The sequence below is a fragment of the Myxococcus sp. AS-1-15 genome (assembly GCF_020037055.1).
Taxonomy (GTDB): domain Bacteria; phylum Myxococcota; class Myxococcia; order Myxococcales; family Myxococcaceae; genus Myxococcus; species Myxococcus fulvus.
On sequence record NZ_JAIQDF010000006.1, the window covers coordinates 232,202 to 249,252 of the forward strand.

The following is a 17,051-nucleotide window of genomic DNA, read 5'->3' on the forward strand; positions in this document are numbered from 1 at the left end:
TCAGGCCCTCCCCGTACCCGTGAGCGCGGGGACCTCGCTCGGGGCCTCCGTCATCTCCGGCACGGGACGACCGAGCGCCTCCGCGTAGAGCTTCAGGCTGCGCGTCGCCATCACGTCGTGCCGCAGCTCCGCCTCCGCGCGCTCCCTGGCCCCACGGCCCAGCCGCTCCGCCAGCCCCGGCTCCTCCACGAGCCGCCTCGCCGCACGCGCCAGCGCGTCCGCGTCCCCCACCGGCACCGTCAGGCCCGTCTCCTCGTGGCGGCTCACCCACGCGACGCCCGAGTGCGGAATCGCCGTGTTCAACACCGGCAGGCCGCTGGCCATCGCCTCCGCCTGCGACAGGCCATAGGCCTCGCTGCGCGCGTTGCTCGGGAACCAGAGCGCGGTGGCGGCGCGATAGGCCCCCATCAGCGAGGCCGGCGGCAGATAGCCCGCCCACGTCACGCGGGACTCCACGCCGAGCGCCTTCGCCCGGGCGCGGCCCTCCGCCTCCAGCGGCCCCACGCCCACCACCACCAGCCGCCCCGGCGCCTTCGCCAGGGCCTCCAGCGCGGTGAACAGTCCCTTGTAGTAGACGAGCCGCCCCACCATCAGCCACAGCGGCGTCCCCGCGAAGTCCTGACGCCAGCGCGCCTCGGCGGCGAGCACCTCCGCGGACGGCCGCAGGTACGGCTCCACGTCGATGCCGAGCGGCAACGCCCGCACCTTGCTCCGGAACAGCTTCAGCAGCGAGGAGCCCTCGATGTACGCCTCGCTGTCCGAGAAGATTCGCAGCGCGCGCGTGTAGAGCAAGAGCTCCAGCGGCCGGAACAGCGCGCCCGCGACCTTCTGCCGGATGACGTCGCTGTGGTGCGTGACGAACACGGCCGGCAGCCGGGGCATCATGTCCAGCGCCAGCAGCATCGTCGGGTTCGGCGCGTGCAGGTGCACCACATCCACGCCCTGGGCGAGCATCCGCCGCAGCGTCCCGGGCAGCTCCGGCAGCACGTCCATGCGCGCCACCGACGCGCGCCGCCCCAGCCTCACCACCCGCACCAGCCCGTCCCACTCCTCGAGAGTGGGGCTCTTCCCGTGGAACTCGTGGCTGGTGTTCCCCGAGTCGCGCGAGTGGTTGGCGCACAGCACCTCCACCCGCGCACCCTGCGCCGCCTGCGCGCGCGCCAGCGTCTGGACATGGCTCTCGATGCCGCCGGACGCCGGCGGATAGAACTTGCCCAGGTGCAACACCCGGAGGCCCGCTCCCGTCAGCGTGCCGCTCACGACTGCGCCACCCGGTCCTTGGGGTCCTCGGCGTACTGCCCGTAGCCCTGGTAGGCGATGTACGTGCCGCCATAGCCCGGGGCCTTGAGGTCCACGTCGTTGAGGACGGCGCCGTACATGCGCGCCTGCACGTCCGCCAGCGAGCGCAGCGCGCGCTGCGCCGAGTCCCGGTTCGTCTTGCCCGCCTTGAGCACCAGCACCACGCCGTCACACTGCGTGGCCAGCACCGCCGCGTCCGCCACCGCGTTGAGCGGCGGGCTGTCCAACAGGACGCGGTCGAACTTCCCCGCCACCAGCTTGAGCAGGTCCGCGAACGCGCGCGTGTGCAGCAGCTCCGCCGGGTTCGGCGGCAAGGGGCCACACGGGAGCAGGAAGAGCCCGGGGACCTCGGTGCTCTTCACCGCGGCCTCCAGCGTCCCCTCGCCCACCACCAGCGAGGAGATGCCCAGGTCGTTCGGCACGCCGAAGGCCCGGTGCAGCCGGGGCCTGCGCATGTCCGTGTCCAGCAGCAACACCCGGTTGCCGCTCTGGGCCATGGCCACGCCCAGGCTGATGGTCGTGGTGGACTTGCCCTCCTGCGGCCCGCTGGACGTGACGACCAGCGTCTTGAAGGGCGTGTCCGGCGACATGAAGAGCAGGTTGGTGCGGATGGCCCGGCAGCACTCGGCCACCGACGACTTGGGCTCGCGGTGCACGAAGAGGTCGCGGTCCTTGGGCGGACGGTTGCCCTCGATGCGCGGCATCACGCCCAGGAACGCCAGCCCCAGCCGCCCCTCCACGTCCTCCTGCGAGGCCACCGTGTTCGCGAGCAGGTCCAAGAGCAGCGCCGCGCCCAGCCCCGTCAACAGGCCGAGCACCAGGCCCACCATCAGGTTGCGCTTCACGTGGGGCTTGACCGGCACGAACTGCGGACGCGCCGGGTCCAGCACGCGCACGTTGCTGGTGCGCAACAGGCCCGACAGCTCGATGTCCTTGAGCCGCTTGAGCACCAGCTCGTACAGGCGCTGGTTGTTGTCCGACTCGCGCTTGAGCCGGTCGTACTCGATGGACTTCTTGTTCACCTGGAAGGCCTCGGCCTTGGCCTCGTCGAGCAGCTTCACCAGGTTCTTGCGCTGCGCCTCCGCCTCCGACAGCTCCGTCTCCGCCAGGCGCACCACGTTGCGCAGGCTCTTGAGGAAGTCGGCTTGAATCACCGCGAGCTTGCCCTGGCACTCCAGGAGCTTCGGGTGCTCGGGCAGGTAGCGCTCGGCCAGCTCCGCGCACGCGACGCGCGCGTCGGTGTAGCTCTTGCGCAAGTCCTGGATGGGCCCGTCCTTCGCGCCCGGCAGCGCCTCCGCCCACGTCTCGTCGTCGGGGGACGCCTTGCGCAGCTTCTGGATGGCCTCCACGCGCGCCTGCAGCGCGGCGATGCGCGTGCTCACCTGGGTGAGGTTCAGGTTGTAGCTGTTGATGCGGTCGCTGACGATGCTCATCCGCGACTCGAGCGACGTGGACAACATGTCCGCGTCCTTCTTGAAGTCGTAGACGGCCAGCTCGCTCGCCTTGGACGTGTTCTCCAGGTCCTCCAGCCGGCTCTCCAGCCAGCTGCGCGCGTCGTCCGTCATGCGCAGCTTGAGCGCCAGGTTCTCCGCCATGTACGCGTTGGCCACCTCGTTGGCGAGCAGCGCCGCGCGCGCCGCGTCCAGGTCATCCACCGCGATGTTCATCACCCGCGAGTCCTTGGCGGGCAGCACCCGGATGCGCGACTGGAGCAGCCCCACCGCGTCCGCGCCCTGCATCGCCTGCACGCGCGTCTTCTCATCCGAGATGTGCGCGACGCCCAGGTAGCTGGCGTCCGTGGACAGGCCCAGCTTGTCCACCACGCGGCTGGCCACCGCGCGCGAGGTGATGATCTCGCTCTGGGTGGCGTAGTACTCCTTGTTGAACCAGTAGTTGCTGCGCTCCTCGCCCATCACCTCCTTGACCTCGCCGTCGAGGAAGCGCGGCGCCGTCACGTCGATGATGAGGGAGGTGCTGGCGGAGAAGACCTTGGGCTGGCGCAGCGTGTAGACAGCCGACAGCGCCGCCACCACCACCGCCACGCCGAGCACGACCCACTTGCGCCGCCACAGCGCCCGCGCGCGGAGCATCAACCCCGCGGACGTCGGGCCGCCGGTGCCACCGGCCGGGTCGAACACCGTTCCATCCACGTCTCGTCTCTCCTGGAGCCCTGGGGCGCCGCGCGGTGCGGCGGCGCCCGGCACCCGCCGGCCCCGACCTTCACCCACACCCATGGAAATCACCGTCGAGCGTGCCGTGTCCGCCCGGGGTTGTCCATCGTTCCGCCGCCGCCTGGAAGCCCCCCATCCCACCCTTCTTCGAGGCGGGGCCGCGCGCATCCGGGGCGCCTGTGCTAGTGAGCCCGACGTGAGCTTCCAGCATTCGGTCATCATCCCCTTCGACCCCTCCACCGCGGATGCCGCCGCCCACTTCGCCCGCGAGCTGTCGGGCCGCGCCGAGGTCGTCCTGGCCGGCGCCGGACGGCCCGACGTGGCGTCGAGCCCCGGCCTGCGGGTGCTGGACGTGCAGGGAGGCAAGGGCGCGGCCATCCGGGCGGCGCTCGCGCATGTGACGAGCCCCGTGACGGTGCTCCAGGACCCGGACGCCGCCTACGCCGCGGACGCCTACGAGGCCCTGATGGGCCCCCTGCGCGACGACACCGCGGACGCCGTGTTCGGCCACCGCGCCACGACGGGGCTGTCGCCCGAGCTGTGGGCCGAGCGCGCGATGGGACAGGTCACCCGCTTCGTCACGGACGTGGCGGTGACGGACCCGCTCAGCGGCGTGCGCGCGTTCCGCACGGAGGCGCTGCGCTCCGTCACCCTCACCAGCGACGACGACGCGGTGGACGCGGAGCTGGTGGTGAAGCTGGCCGCGCAGCTGTACCGGCTCACCGAGGTCTCCCTGCCTCCGCTGCAGGCGGTGCCGCGCCGTCCGCGCGCCGCGCGCCTGTCCCAGCTGCGCACCCTGATGCGCTACGCCACCGTGCGCGACGACGCGGACAACCAGCACGAGGGCTACACCACGCTGGAGCGCATGGACGGGGCCACGCACTACAACCAGTGGCTGGGCCGCCGCTTCCGTGAGCACCTGGGCCGCCGCGTGCTGGAGATCGGCGCGGGCATCGGCACGATTACCCGCGAGCTGGAGTCCGGCGCGGAGCTGCTCATCGCGCTGGAGGTGGACCGCTTCTACGTGGACCGGCTCAAGAACCTCTTCCGCGGCCGTCCGCACGTGCGCCCGTATCTGTCGGACGTGGCGCTGGCGGATTGGGAGTCACTGAAGAAGGAGCAGCTGGACACCATCGTGCTGTCCAACGTGCTCGAGCACATCCCGGATGACGGCTCGGCGGTGCGCCGCTTCCGGCAGATCCTGGCGCCCGGGGGCCGCGTGCTCATCCTGGTGCCGGCGCTGGAGCAGCTCTTCGGCAGCATCGACGAGGCGGTGGGGCACTACCGTCGCTACACGCCCGCCACGCTGCGCGCGGTGCTGGAAGAGAACGGGTTCGAGGTGGAGAAGCTGGAGTGGATGAACCTGGTGGGCATGCCCGGCTGGTTCGTCAACAGCCGCCTGTTCCGCCGCCGCTCGGTGCCCAAGCTCCAGCTCAAGCTCTACGACACGCTGGCCCCGCTGTTCGCCCGCGCCGAGGCCCACGTGAAGCTGCCGGTGGGCATGAGCCTCTTCGCCGTGGCCCGCGTCACCGGTGGCGAGGCGTGAGCGGGCCGTGCCGCCCGCGCCCGGAGGACCCGGCGCCGTGAGCCCGGCCGACCCCGGCACCGCGGGAGCGCAGCGCGACGAGACGGTCTCTGGCGCGACGGCGACGAGCCCCGGCGCCGAGGTGTCAGCGACCGCGACGCCCCCCGCCCCCATCGCGGCCTCGCGGGGTGCTCCGCGCTGGGTCTGGGCCAGCCTCGCGGCGCTGTACCTCCTGCTGTTCCCCTACCACCCGAAGCTGCGCTCGCCCAACGAGCTGTGCCGGCTGTGGCAGACCATCTCGCTGGTGGACCACGGCACGCTCGTCATCAACGAGGTGCTGCGCGAGCGCGGCTACGTGGGTGACCTGTCCGTGAAGGACGGGAAGTACTACCCCAGCAAGGCCCCGCTGCTGTCGTTCGCCGCCACGCCCCTCTACGCGGCGCTGCGCGCGGTGGCCCGCCCGGGCCCGGTGCCGGAAGTGCCACTGGTCTTCTTCTCGCGCCTGTTCCTCACGGTGCTGCCCACGCTGTGGATGCTGTGGCTGGTGCGACGGTATCTGCGCGAGCACCTGTCACCGCTCGTCTCGGACGCGCTCACGGTGACGTATGGCCTGGGCTCGCTGGCGTTCAGCTATTCGTTGCTGTTCATGAGCCACCAGACGGTGGCGGTGCTCCTCTTCGCGGGCTTCTATGCGCTGTGGCGCTGCGCTCGCGGCGACTGGCGGGAGCGGGGCTACGTGCTCGCGGGCGTGTGCGCGGGCGCCACCGTGGCGGCGGAGTACACCGGCGCGCTCGGCATGCTGGGGCTGGTGCTGTACGGCGTGCTCACCTTCCTGCTCCAGGAGGCCCCCGCGCGCGAGCGCTGGAAGGGCCTGGGGCGCGCCGCGGGGCTCGCCACGCTGGGGGCGCTGCCCTTCGTGGTGGCGCTGATGCTGTATCACCAGGCCGCCTTCGGCCACCCGCTGACGAGCGGCTACAAGCACCTCAACGACGCGGGCTATCAGCCGTGGCACCTGGGCGGCTTCCTGGGCATCCGCACGCCGGACCCGCGCGCCTTCACCCTGTCGCTCGTCTCGCCGCTGCGGGGGTTGTTCACCCTGGCGCCCTTCCTGCTCCTGGCCATCCCTGGCGTGTCGCGGCTGACGTTCCGGCGCGGCGCGAGCGCCGAGGCCCGCGCCACCGCGTGGATGACGGCGGCGCTCGTCGCCGGCTACCTCTACTTCACGTCGTCGTTCTCCTACGACTCCTGGGGATGGACGACGGGCCCTCGTCACCTGACCGGGCTGGTGCCCTTCCTGCTGCTGCCCGCGGGGCTCTGGCTTGCGCGACTGCGCGCCGCGCCCCGTCCGGTGGCCCTGGGGCTCGCCGCCATGCTGTGCGGGGCGGCCATCCTCACCACGGGGCTGGCCACCTTCGTCAATTACATCCCAGACGATGTCTCCAACGTGCTGGGAGGGCTGACGCTCCCGCTGTTGTCCGACGGCTACTTCCCGCCCTCGGTGCTCTCCTTCCTGGGGCTCCCCCAGCCCGCGGCCGGCGGGGTGTTGCTCGCCGTGCTCATCGCCGTGACGTGCTGGGTCTTCCTGTCCCTGGCCACGCCTCCGGGGCGGCGCGCGCCGGGCGTGGGGGCCTGCGGCGCCGGGGTGGCCACGCTGCTCGTGCTGGCCACCCTGCACCACGCCTCCACCGAGCACGACACCGCGGACCAGAACGCCACGCGCTTCCTGGAGTCAGTGTGGCTCGCACCTCCCCAAAGTCGCGTGTCCTTCTGGCCCCTCCCGGGTCGCTGAGACTTCATACATTTTCGGATTCATCGCGAATTCGATGAATCACAAACACATTCCAAGACACGCCTGACACCTCGCAAGTTTTGCGAGGCTCGCAAAAGCTTGTCAGTGTCGGACTTCACCCAGGGTGCGACCCAAGACCCTGGAAGCATTGAAGTCCGGAAGCCCGCAGCGGCGGGTCCGGGGATTGCTCATCACTCCGGCTGCTCTCGTTCCTCCGTTCATCGGCAAGGAGCCGCTGGTGTCGCGTCCCTCATGCACCCGTCGTCCGTCTGGAATCCGCCCACCTGCCCCGCGGGGCATGGCGCTGTTGATGGCCATCGGCATCATCGCGTTCATCGCCGCGGCCGTCGTCGTGTCCCTGCGCAAGGTGGCCGCGGAGAGCGCGCTGCAGGCGCAGGAGCGCAGGAAGCGCGAGGCCCACTTCGCCGCGGAGGCGGGGCTGGCGGAGGCGCGCGAGCTCACGCGGGTGCTGCGTGAGGAAGGAAACACCAACTTCAACAAGGTCATCGAGAAGTTGAGCAAGCAGTACAACGGGCAGGCTCCTGCCAATGGCTACGTCCAGGGTGAGCCAGGACTGCCCAGCGGTCCTCCCAATGGGAACGTGTTCCCCTGGTACGAGGCCATCCCCTGGACGCCCTATACCCTCGCGGCGGCGTCCTCTGGGACGGCCGTCGACTCGGACGTCACCACCGCCTTCCTGGAGATGAACGGCGCGGCCGGCCGCCGCATCCTGGACTTCCCCGCCCAGGAGCGCGTCCTCTACCGGGTCTTCCTCGTCGACGACAACGACACCGACGACCGGACCGTGGACTCCAACAACCGCGTCTGGCTCGTCTCCGTGGGTGAGGTCCGGGGCCGCGACGGCACCCAACCCCAGCGCGTCATCATCCGGGCCCTCATCACCAGCGGCGCGGTCCCTGGCGGCGCCTGCAGCACCGAAGACACCAACGGCGCCGCCAACAACGGCGAGTGCTGACCTCCTGTCTGTCCTTTCCCGCACCCCACCCCAGGACTCCCCATGCCGTACGCACGACCTCTGCTCATCGCCGCGCTGGCGCTCGTCACCGCGCTCCCGGCGCTCGCCCAACAGGACGGAGGAACCCCCTCCGTCTCCTACAACCCCTGCATCGACGAGACGGGCAAGGACAAGCAGCCGCCCTTCACCGCCGATGCCGGCTACCCCACCGCTGTCATCCTCACGCCCGACAACAAGCTGCGCCTCAACACCAACCGCAGCATCCTGGACCCCGAACGCATCATCCTGCCCTTCGACCAGGAGTTGGAGGCGCTCCTCGTCCATGACCAGGCCGGCGGCGGCGCCTCCAACACGCTGGGCTGGTTCTATTACGACGACCTCATCGCCGGCGGGTACATCGACCCGAAGGACGTGGACAACCCCAACGACGACGTCCTGCTCGACAAGAACGGCAACGGCGTGCCGGACTTCCACGAGCATCTCTACAACCTCGACCCGCAGACCTATATCGGCGACGGGCCCCGCTGCGGAAACCAAGCGAAGACCTTCCAACACAAGCGCGCCGACAACACCACGGTGACGTTGCGCGAACCGGACCTGCTCACCGGCCCCTGCAACGCCGCCAGCACCTACAGCGCCACGGCGGGACCGCGCCGCTGGCAGGACGCCTATGGCACCAAGCCCAGCGGCGGCGTGGTGGGCGCCCGGGTGATGGACCACCCCGCGGGTGTGTTGAACGGCGAAGACAACATGCAGACCAACCCCACGAACGTCGACAGCTACTTCAGCGACCGGGGGCTCTTCCCACACATCCCCAACCTGCTCGAGCCCAGGTCCCAGGAGAACGGCAACCGGGGCATCGGGCACCTCGTCTTCCTCGCCACGGACGACGATGACAACCACTGCCCCACGGGCAACATCTCCGGCGATTCACCCACCTCGGAGTGCTTCCAGCCGCGCACGGCATGGCGCGAGGTCAACGGCGTGCGCACCGCCGTGGGGCCCGTCTGGGACAGCCGCCTGGCCACGGGACAGGATGGTCTGCCCGACTACAAGGCCAGCGCCTTCGATGACCGGGGCGTGCTCATCCCCGGCAGGAATCCCCTCGATGCCCCCAACGAGGAGGACCGCCGCAAGAAGATGGGCGTCATCCAGGGACAGCGGGAGATCGTCTTCTTCCTCGTCACGTACGTGGAGCAGATCTACGACGGCACCGACACCTGCTTCATCACCAAGATGACGACCTGGCCCGCGTCCCAGGGCGGCGGCGCGCGGCTGCAGTGCGACCTGTGGGGCCACGGTGACATCAACGTCTTCTTCACCAAGACACTGCTCAACCTGGACCTGCATCAGACGAAGGACGACATCGTCACCGTGAAGGAGCTGCGCAACGGCTGGCTCGACGGCGTCGCCTATGACCGCCTGCGCTCCCCCACCTACGGCCAGGTCCGCTTCAACACGAACCAGAACCAGGAGGTCAAATCCTACTTCCGGCGGGCCGCGCACACGCTGGTGGGCGCGCCCGTGGACAACCCCCGCGTCTGGATTCTCGGGTGGGAGGACCAGAACTCCGGCGGCAACCGGACCTACGACGACACCGTCATCCTCATCAACAAGCAGAACAACGGCATCTACAAGTCGGACCTGGTGTCGAGCATCCCGCTCGATGTCGCCCAGGACTACACCATCACCTCCGTCGAGATGACCATCGACGACCAGCCCTACTACCGGTTCAACAACCAGACCAGTGACTGCCAGCCGCCAGCGCCCAACCCGATACCCGACGGCTACGTGCAGCCCAAGCCGCAAATCACCTATCAGGTGTCGCTGGACTGCAAGGTGTGCGTGGACCGGTGCAACACGACCGACCCAGACTTCCAGCTCAACCCCGCGCCCCATTGGGTGACGATGCCCTTCCCGGACGCCACGGCCAATCCGGGGACTCGGGTGAACATCACCCGGACGGTGAACGACTTCCTGGAGCAGGGCTTCACCGGCTCGCAGCTGTGCTGGCGCGCGGTCTTCGAGAGCCCCGGCGAGTCGTGCCAGCCCACCATCGCCAACGTGAACATCTCCTACAAGGCGCAGAAGGCGGGCCAGTACGGCCGCGCCGCGAGCCTGGGCGTGGCCAACACCGTCATCCTCGGGGTGTCGGAGACGCCGGGGCGGACCTGGTACACGCCCGAGCCCTGGTACGAGCAGTCCTCCGGCAACCCGCTCTATCCCTCCAAGCGCGTCTACGACCAGCGACTGGACGTGGCCGAGCGGGGCCACGTCTACCTGCGGCGACTGTACGAACCGGACCAGCCCAACCGCGCCAACACGGAGGCGGACGACTGGAACCAGTGGGACGGAGGCGAGCAGCTCAACCGCCTGATTCGCACGGCCTCGCCCAATGACCGCCAGCTCTTCACCAGCGCCCCCGCGACGACGCCCACCTCGCGCGTCACGGTGGCCTCCCAGGCCGGACAGGACGACAACAACAGCCCCCTGTTCCCCACCGTCGCCAACACCAACGACGAGGCTCGCAACTACTGCGCATCCACCCTGGGCCGCCGGTATGACCTGAACCAGGATGGCCTGTGCGACAAGCTGGACCGAAACGCCCTGCGCAACTGGCTGTACGGGTGGGAGGACAACAGCCTCGCCTCCGGCCCCGTCACTCGGCGCACCTGGCCCATGGGCGGCATCAACCTGTCCACGGCGGCCATCGTCGGCCCCGCCAGCGAGCCCACCTGGGTGAAGCGGGCGTCGCTCAGCGAGCAGGCGGCGTACCGCAGCAACAGCTTCATCGGCAACACGGTGATGAAGACCCGTGGCGCGGCGGCCTTCATCGGCAGCACCTCGGGCTTCCTGCACGCCCTGTCGCTCGGTGAGCTGCGCGCCGGAGATGACTCCTGCACGTCCTTCCGGGACTTCCGAGGGTACTTCGCCCACGACTCGGGCTGCTCCGCGGGCCGCGAGTATGGCACGGGCGGCGAACTGTACGCCTACATACCCGGCAAGCTGCTGCGTTTCTTCGCGGAGAACTACGTGCGCGGCAACGACAAGGCGAAGCGCGCCTCCGTGGACGCGTCTCCGGCCGTGACGGTGGTGGACCTGCGCTCGGGCAACGAGTACCAGCCCGACACCGGCCACAACCCCGCCACGGGCACCCAGTGGCGCTTGAGCACCCAGCCCAACGAGCGCACCGACGCGAAGACGGTGCTCGTCAGCCCCACCGGCCCCCAGCAGAGCGTCTTCTTCGCGCTGGACGTCACGCGTCCCACGGAGACCGCGGCCAACTACCCCGGCGTCCTCTGGGAGCTGGACGTCCAGAGAGATCGCTTCAACACCTCGGGAGACCCGTGCACCAGCACCAGCAGCACCTGCAAGCTCCTGGAGGAGCACTTCTCCCTGCGCCCCGACACCAGCGGCTCGCGGCACAACCCGCTCCTGGTGCGCATGGACTTCGGCACGCGCGGAGGCAAGAAGTGGGTGGCGGCGTTCGCGTCCGACTACTCACCCAGGAACGCGGGCGGCCGCGCCACGCTGTATCTCATCGACGTGAAGACGGGGCTGCCCATCCAGGTGGCCCATGCCGGGCAGACCGCGCTCAAGCGGAAGCTGGCGGGCGTGGTGGTGCTGGGTGACGAGGGCGAGGGCGTCGGTGGCGCGCCCGTGGCCATCGACGTGGACGGCGACAGCAACTACGACGTCGTCTACGTCCCCACGACGAAGGCCCGCGTGTTCCGCGTCAACCTGCGTGACGTCGACGCGACCCGCCCCATGGGGTCGGTCGTCCCATCGTGCATCATCGCCGACGCACGCAACGACCGGGACCCCGCGACCAATCAGGTGATCGACGACGCGGCGAAGCAGGGCCTCTATTCGCAGATAGCGGTGAGCCAGGAGCGCTCCGGCTCCGGCACCTCCGTGCGCATCTACATGGGCACCGGCAACAACCCGGACCTGGACAACGAGGACGTGGACCGAGACCCGCGTCCCCGCTACCACGTGATGGCCTTCGTCGACGCAAACCCGCTGGCCTCCGGGTGCTCGGGGCGGAGCGTCGCCTGGGTGCAGAAGCTCGGACCCAGGCAGGTGGTCTGGGGCGGCGTCTCCGTGGACGAGGACGGCGTCGTCCACACGGCCACCGCCGTGGGCACCTCCGCCAACCAGTGCAGCCTCGACGCCGACGAGAGCGGCCGGGTCTACGCCTTCAACGGGAGCAACGGCGCGCCCCAGCCCTCGAGCGACGCCAGCCTGGAGGGACACAGCCTCACCCAGCCGCTCATCTTCGACAAGAAGGTCGTCATCCAGACCAACAACGGCTTCAAGCTCATGAACAACGGCTCGGATGTCTTCAACAACGAGACAGGCAACGGCCAGGGGAGCACGGCGCGCACGCTCATCTGGGACGTGAAGACCACCGGCAACATCCAGGGGGTGGTCCCATGAGGGCCCTTCGTCGCGCTCACCGGGGGGCCACGCTGCTGGAGGCAATGGCCACCATGGTGGTGGTGGTGTTCGGCATCCTCGGCATCGCGCTCGCGGTGCTCGCCGCCGCGAAGCAGAACCGCCGCAACCTCATCCAGGCCCAGGCGGGCCTCATCGCGGAGCAGGAGCTGGAGCGCATCACCGCGATGAGGTGTGTCACCCCCGCGCCCGGCCGCCCCTGCCAGAACATCGAGGCGCTGGACCGGGACCGGCATGAGGTGTGGTGGAGCGCCAACGGCACGCCGCGCTACCTGGCGCCCGCCGCGGGCGAGCCCGTGCGGATGAAGTACGACGTCGCGGTGGACGTGGACCCGCCCATGGAGGGCGAAGAGGCGGGGACGCCCGTGCTGGCCCGCGACCTCATCCCTGGCGTCAGGCTGCCCAACGTCGTCAACGTGCGTGTCACCGTGAGTTGGCAGGACCCGGACAAGGTCCTGCGCGCGGTGGCCCTGCAGACCCGGATGACGCCATGAGCCGCGCGCCCCACACTCGTGGCTTCAGCCTCATCGAGCTGATGATGGCCAGCACCATCGCGCTGGTGGTCATCGCCGGCGCGGTGTCCGCGGGCACCTATCTCCAGCGGCGCGGCTTCCTTGAGGAGCGCACCATGGAGACGCAGAACGCCGCCCGCGCGGCGCGGGACTTGTTCACCCCCTCGCTCCAGCGCGCTGGAGAGGGCTTCGGCAGCTCACCGCTCTACCTGGGCGGAGCCCCCGGGGAGCTGCGCTACGCCATCAACGTGACCAGCGCGGCGGGCGCCTCCGCCGGATACGTGCCGCCCAGTGGCGCCTACGCGACCCTCCGCTCGGATGTTCTGGAGATCTTCGAGGCGGACAGCGCGCGCTCCTTGAGGATGAGGGGCTGCGCCGGCGGCAATACGGACGCCCGCCTGACGGCCACCACGCAGGTGTGCCTGGTGGTGGCCGCGCCCCCCGGCACCGACGCGGGCATCCCCACGGGGAGCGCGCTCGTCGCGGCGGATCCGTCTGCCCGAGGCGCATGCGTGGGAGTGGCACAGGCCCAGCGCAACCTCCTCGTCCTTCCCGACACCGAGGCCAAGAACATCGCCTGGCTCCCTGGAGCCCCTGGGGCCACGGCGTTCGACGTCAACAGCTACTGCACCGCCACGGCGGGGAACAGCGCGCCGCTGTGGCTGGTCGGCAACGACGACGACGCGATGCTCATGCCGGTGACCTCGCGCATCTACCGCGTCAACTGGCGCCAGGGGCGGCCCGCCCTGGAGCTGGACCCGGACGGCTCGCTGGGCCCCGAGGAGTTCCGGGTGCTGTCGGAGGAGATTGAACAGCTCCGTGTCCGCCTGGGGGTCGCCACGCTGGAGAACCCGAGCGACCCGCTGCGCTACTTCCCGGACCCGGACACCGAGCGTCCGCCCATCGACCAGTGCACCAACACCCGGTGCTGGGGCCTCATCCCCGGCGACGCGGGCACCATGGGCGCGCTGGACCACGGACCGGGCAGCGCGCGGGACGAGCTGATGCGACGCGTGCGCGTGGTGGAGCTGCTCATCACCGCGCGCTCCGCGCGGCCGGACCGGGAGGCCGCGCGCGGGTCGCCCGACGCGGGGACGCTCCCCGACGACGACGAGGGCAACCCCGACGACGGCTACAAGCGACGCCACTTCCTCATCCGCGTGACGCCGCGCAACTTCGGCTACGCCGGGGGCTGACACCACCATGCAAGTCACACGACGACGACACGGCATGACGTTGATCGAGCTGATGGTCGCGCTCGGTATCCTCGGCTTGCTCACGGCCCTGGCCACCACGGGCTACCAGGCGCTCACGCGCAACCAACGCGCCGGCGCCGCCTCGCGCTCCATCCTCCTGGCCGCGCAGGAGGCCCGGCAGCAGGCCCGGAGCACGCGGCAGGCGGTGCGGCTCATGCGCACCACCACGGTGGAGAACGGCGTCAGCCAGCCCGCCCTGCGCTGGGAGAAGCCCGACTGCGCGCCCGGGGACACCTGGGGCTCCCAGTGCCCCCGGACCGAGTGCCTCACCGCCGCGTGCGGCACGTCCGGCTGCACCTGCGCGCAGGTGGGGGACGCGTTCGCGGTGTCCCCCGAGCTGGACGTCTCCAGCCTGCACGGCCTGTGCTGGCTCGGAGAGACCGCGCGCCCTGTCGCCCCCCGGGGCTCCACCATGTGCGACCCGGAGGGGGCGGCGCCGGTGACGGGCTCGCTGCGCATCCTCCGCAAGCGCGGGCCACAGGACCCGGCCGTGCCGGACCGCGTGCTCCAGGTGGACGCACTCACCGGGAACCCGACCTTGATGGACTGCGAGCTTCAGCCCACCGCCGCCGGGTGCACTCCCTGAAGCCAGCGTTCCATGTCACAGTCAGGGCCTCCCAAGGAGGCAGTGACGATGATGAAGCGGTTCGCCCTGATGATGAGCCTGTGTCTGGCCCCCGCCGCCCACGCGGCCGACGACGTCGTCGAGGTGTGGAAGGCCAAGTGCAAGTCCTGTCACGGCGACACCGGCAAGGCGGACACGAAGATGGGCAAGAAGGAGTCCATCACCGACATGAGCCAGCCTGCCTGGCAGGCGGCCCAGTCCGACGCGGACATCCGCGTGGCCATCGCCGACGGCTCGCCGCGCAACACGAAGATGAAGGCCTTCAAGGACAAGCTCACCGCCGCGCAGATCGACGCGCTGGTGGGATACATCCGCACCATGAAGGCCAAATAGGGACGGGCCTCGGGGCTGAATAACCGTTTCGGGCTCGCGTCTTGCCGGGAAGAGAAACGGAGCCCCTCATGAAGACCCTCTCGACCCTCCTCGTTTTCTGCCTGGCTCTCGCGGGCGTCTTCACCTCCGTGCAGGCCCACGCGCTGAGCACCCCGCGCATCGAGCCGGGACTCTCCCGGCCCGAGCCTCTGTCCCTGCGCCCCGATGACGGCAAGGACAAGGGCGACGGGAAGGACAAGGACAAGGACAAGGGCGAAGAGGACGAGGAGGACTACCGCTACCGCGGCCTCCGCGGGGCGGCGGCGCTGGAGCTGGTGGACCCGGGCGCGCTCAACGACATGCTGCGCCTGCGCGCCGCGGCCCGCTACGCCCGGTACTGACCGACACCACCGCGCGTCTGGGCCTCGTCCCTCAGGCCCAGCGCGTCTGGGCCTCGTCCTGGGACTGGGCCACCCGGGGCAGCGTCACCGCGAAGCACGTGCCCGCCTCCTGCGAGGACGCGACGTCCACCCACCCGCCGTGGGCGGTGACGATTTGCGACACGATGTAGAGCCCCAGCCCCAGCCCGTGGCGATGTGGCCTGGGCATGCCCGGCTCGGGCGTGCCGCGGTGGAAGGGCGCGAACAGGCGCGGGCGCAGCGACTCCGGAATCGGCGGCCCCACGTTGTGCACCTCCACCCGCTGGAAGAGCGGCTCGCTCGCCGCCAGCCGCACGCGCACGGACGTGCCCGCGGGGCTGTGCTGCAGGGCGTTGCCCACCAGGTTGGAGAGCACCTGCCCCAGCCGCTCCTCGTCCCAGACGCCGCGCGAGTCCCCCACCACCTCCAGGTCCACGCGCTGGTCCGGATGGGCCGGCTCCAGCTCGGAGATGATGCGCCGGCACACCGACTCCATGCACACCTCGCGCGGACGCAAGGGGATGCCACCCGCCATGCGCGCGCGGGTGAAGTCGAGCAGCTGTTTCACCAGCCGCGCCATGCGCTCGGCGCTCCCGTCGATGCGCGTCGCCACCCGTCGCACCTCCGGCGTCAGCGTCGGCTGGGCGAGCAGCGCCGCCGCGGACAGCCGCACCGCCGCCAGCGGGTTGCCCAGATCGTGTCCCAGCACGCCGATGAAGCGCTCCTGGAAGCGCGCCTCCTCGTCCCGCTCCAGCTCCTGGCGGCGCCGCGCGGTGACGTCCCGGCTGATGCCGAACAGGCCGTAGACGGTGCCGTCGCCCCGGCGCAGCACGCCCTTGGTCGTCTGCCAGATGCGGTCGCTGCCCGGGCCGCCCTCGGAGTCCTCGTACGTGGCGGTGACGCCCGACTCCATCACCGCGCGGTCGTGCGCCAGCGTGGGCCCGGCGATGTCCTGGCCCAGGAGCTCCAGGTCCGTGCGCCCCAGGATGTCCTGCGGCGCCCGGTTGAAGGCGCGCGCAGTGGCCGGGTTGATGAGCACGTAGCGCGCGTCCACGTCCTTCACGTAGATGGCGTCGGTGGCGCTCTCGATGACCGCGTGCAGCAGGTCATGGTCTCTTCGCAGCGTCTCCTCGGCGGCCATCCGCTCCGTCAAATCCTCCAGGAAGACGACGACGCCGTCCTCCCACGGGGACACGCGGGCGAGCAGCCACACCGGCCCCACGGAGGACTGGCGCGAGACGCGGATGATTTCCGGCTCGCGCCGCACGGCCACCCGGACACACGCGGCGAAGAGGCCACATTCGCCCACCCACGCGGCCTCCTCGAGCAGGCGCTGGCGCACCAGGGAGCGCTCCTCGCGCCCCAACCAGCGCTCCGCGTGCACGTTCGCGGAGACGCATTCGAAGTCCAGGATGCCCTGCTCAGCGGAACGGACGCTGCGCAGCACCACCACGGCTTCGGAGGGGGGCGCGCCCGCCCCGCTCATCACCCTGTTCCAACGGCCGGATTGCATGGCTGGCGTGTGGCACCCCCCAGCGATGCCTTGAGGAAGAGTAGGCCCTGCCCCAGGCATGCGGCCAACCCAGCCCCGGTACGGCTGATTCGTGGCGGACACAGCACTCCGGGCCGCGTCGGCTCCGACACACGACAGGCGACGCGCTCTGTCGTTGACCTGTCAGGGGCGCGCCCCTAATTACCCCGGGGCCCTC

General features: G+C 70.4%; 12 protein-coding genes. 9 read left to right on the forward strand and 3 right to left on the reverse strand.

From position 1 onward, the window contains the following. Complete coding sequence (locus tag K8625_RS18900) at nt 1-1,260, reverse strand: glycosyltransferase (RefSeq protein WP_223783477.1); 1,260 nt, start codon at nt 1,258-1,260, stop codon at nt 1-3. Beyond that, nucleotides 1,257-3,449 carry a polysaccharide biosynthesis tyrosine autokinase gene (locus K8625_RS18905; RefSeq protein WP_223783478.1) on the reverse strand — a complete coding sequence of 731 codons (2,193 nt, stop codon included), beginning with the start codon at nt 3,447-3,449 and terminating at the stop codon, nt 1,257-1,259. The genes K8625_RS18900 and K8625_RS18905 overlap by 4 nt, the downstream gene beginning before the upstream one ends. Nucleotides 3,450-3,666: 217 nt before the next feature. On the opposite strand from K8625_RS18905, the gene K8625_RS18910 reads away from it, so the two are divergent. The 9 genes from K8625_RS18910 (at nt 3,667) to K8625_RS18950 (ending at nt 15,324) form a co-directional block, all read left to right on the forward strand. Continuing rightward, nucleotides 3,667-5,016 carry a bifunctional glycosyltransferase/class I SAM-dependent methyltransferase gene (locus K8625_RS18910; RefSeq protein ID WP_223783479.1) on the forward strand — a complete coding sequence of 450 codons (1,350 nt, stop codon included), beginning with the start codon at nt 3,667-3,669 and terminating at the stop codon, nt 5,014-5,016. A 121-nt stretch (nt 5,017-5,137) separates the two neighbouring features. Beyond that, nucleotides 5,138-6,784 (forward strand): hypothetical protein, encoded by a 1,647-nt coding sequence (locus K8625_RS18915; protein WP_223783615.1) that lies wholly within the window; start codon nt 5,138-5,140, stop codon nt 6,782-6,784. Between the two features lie 298 nt (nt 6,785-7,082). Then, nucleotides 7,083-7,760 (forward strand): hypothetical protein, encoded by a 678-nt coding sequence (locus K8625_RS18920; RefSeq protein ID WP_223783480.1) that lies wholly within the window; start codon nt 7,083-7,085, stop codon nt 7,758-7,760. Nucleotides 7,761-7,802: 42 nt separating this feature from the next. Then, nucleotides 7,803-12,200 carry a pilus assembly protein PilY gene (locus K8625_RS18925; protein WP_223783481.1) on the forward strand — a complete coding sequence of 1,466 codons (4,398 nt, stop codon included), beginning with the start codon at nt 7,803-7,805 and terminating at the stop codon, nt 12,198-12,200. After that, nucleotides 12,197-12,712, forward strand: coding sequence for a hypothetical protein (locus K8625_RS18930; protein WP_223783482.1), 516 nt, complete (start codon nt 12,197-12,199; stop codon nt 12,710-12,712). The genes K8625_RS18925 and K8625_RS18930 overlap by 4 nt, the downstream gene beginning before the upstream one ends. Next, nucleotides 12,709-13,926 (forward strand): PilW family protein, encoded by a 1,218-nt coding sequence (locus K8625_RS18935; protein WP_223783483.1) that lies wholly within the window; start codon nt 12,709-12,711, stop codon nt 13,924-13,926. The genes K8625_RS18930 and K8625_RS18935 overlap by 4 nt, the downstream gene beginning before the upstream one ends. A 7-nt stretch (nt 13,927-13,933) precedes the next feature. Then, nucleotides 13,934-14,572, forward strand: coding sequence for a prepilin-type N-terminal cleavage/methylation domain-containing protein (locus K8625_RS18940; protein ID WP_255665754.1), 639 nt, complete (start codon nt 13,934-13,936; stop codon nt 14,570-14,572). A gap of 48 nt (nt 14,573-14,620) precedes the next feature. Then, nucleotides 14,621-14,944, forward strand: a complete 324-nt coding sequence (locus K8625_RS18945) for a c-type cytochrome (RefSeq protein WP_046711179.1) — start codon at nt 14,621-14,623, stop codon at nt 14,942-14,944. A 68-nt stretch (nt 14,945-15,012) separates the two neighbouring features. Continuing rightward, nucleotides 15,013-15,324 carry a hypothetical protein gene (locus K8625_RS18950; RefSeq protein ID WP_141323377.1) on the forward strand — a complete coding sequence of 104 codons (312 nt, stop codon included), beginning with the start codon at nt 15,013-15,015 and terminating at the stop codon, nt 15,322-15,324. Nucleotides 15,325-15,355: 31 nt separating this feature from the next. Here K8625_RS18950 and K8625_RS18955 read toward each other — a convergent pair whose 3' ends face one another. Beyond that, nucleotides 15,356-16,828, reverse strand: a complete 1,473-nt coding sequence (locus K8625_RS18955; protein ID WP_223746106.1) for a PAS domain-containing sensor histidine kinase — start codon at nt 16,826-16,828, stop codon at nt 15,356-15,358. Nucleotides 16,829-17,051: the final 223 nt, after the last annotated feature.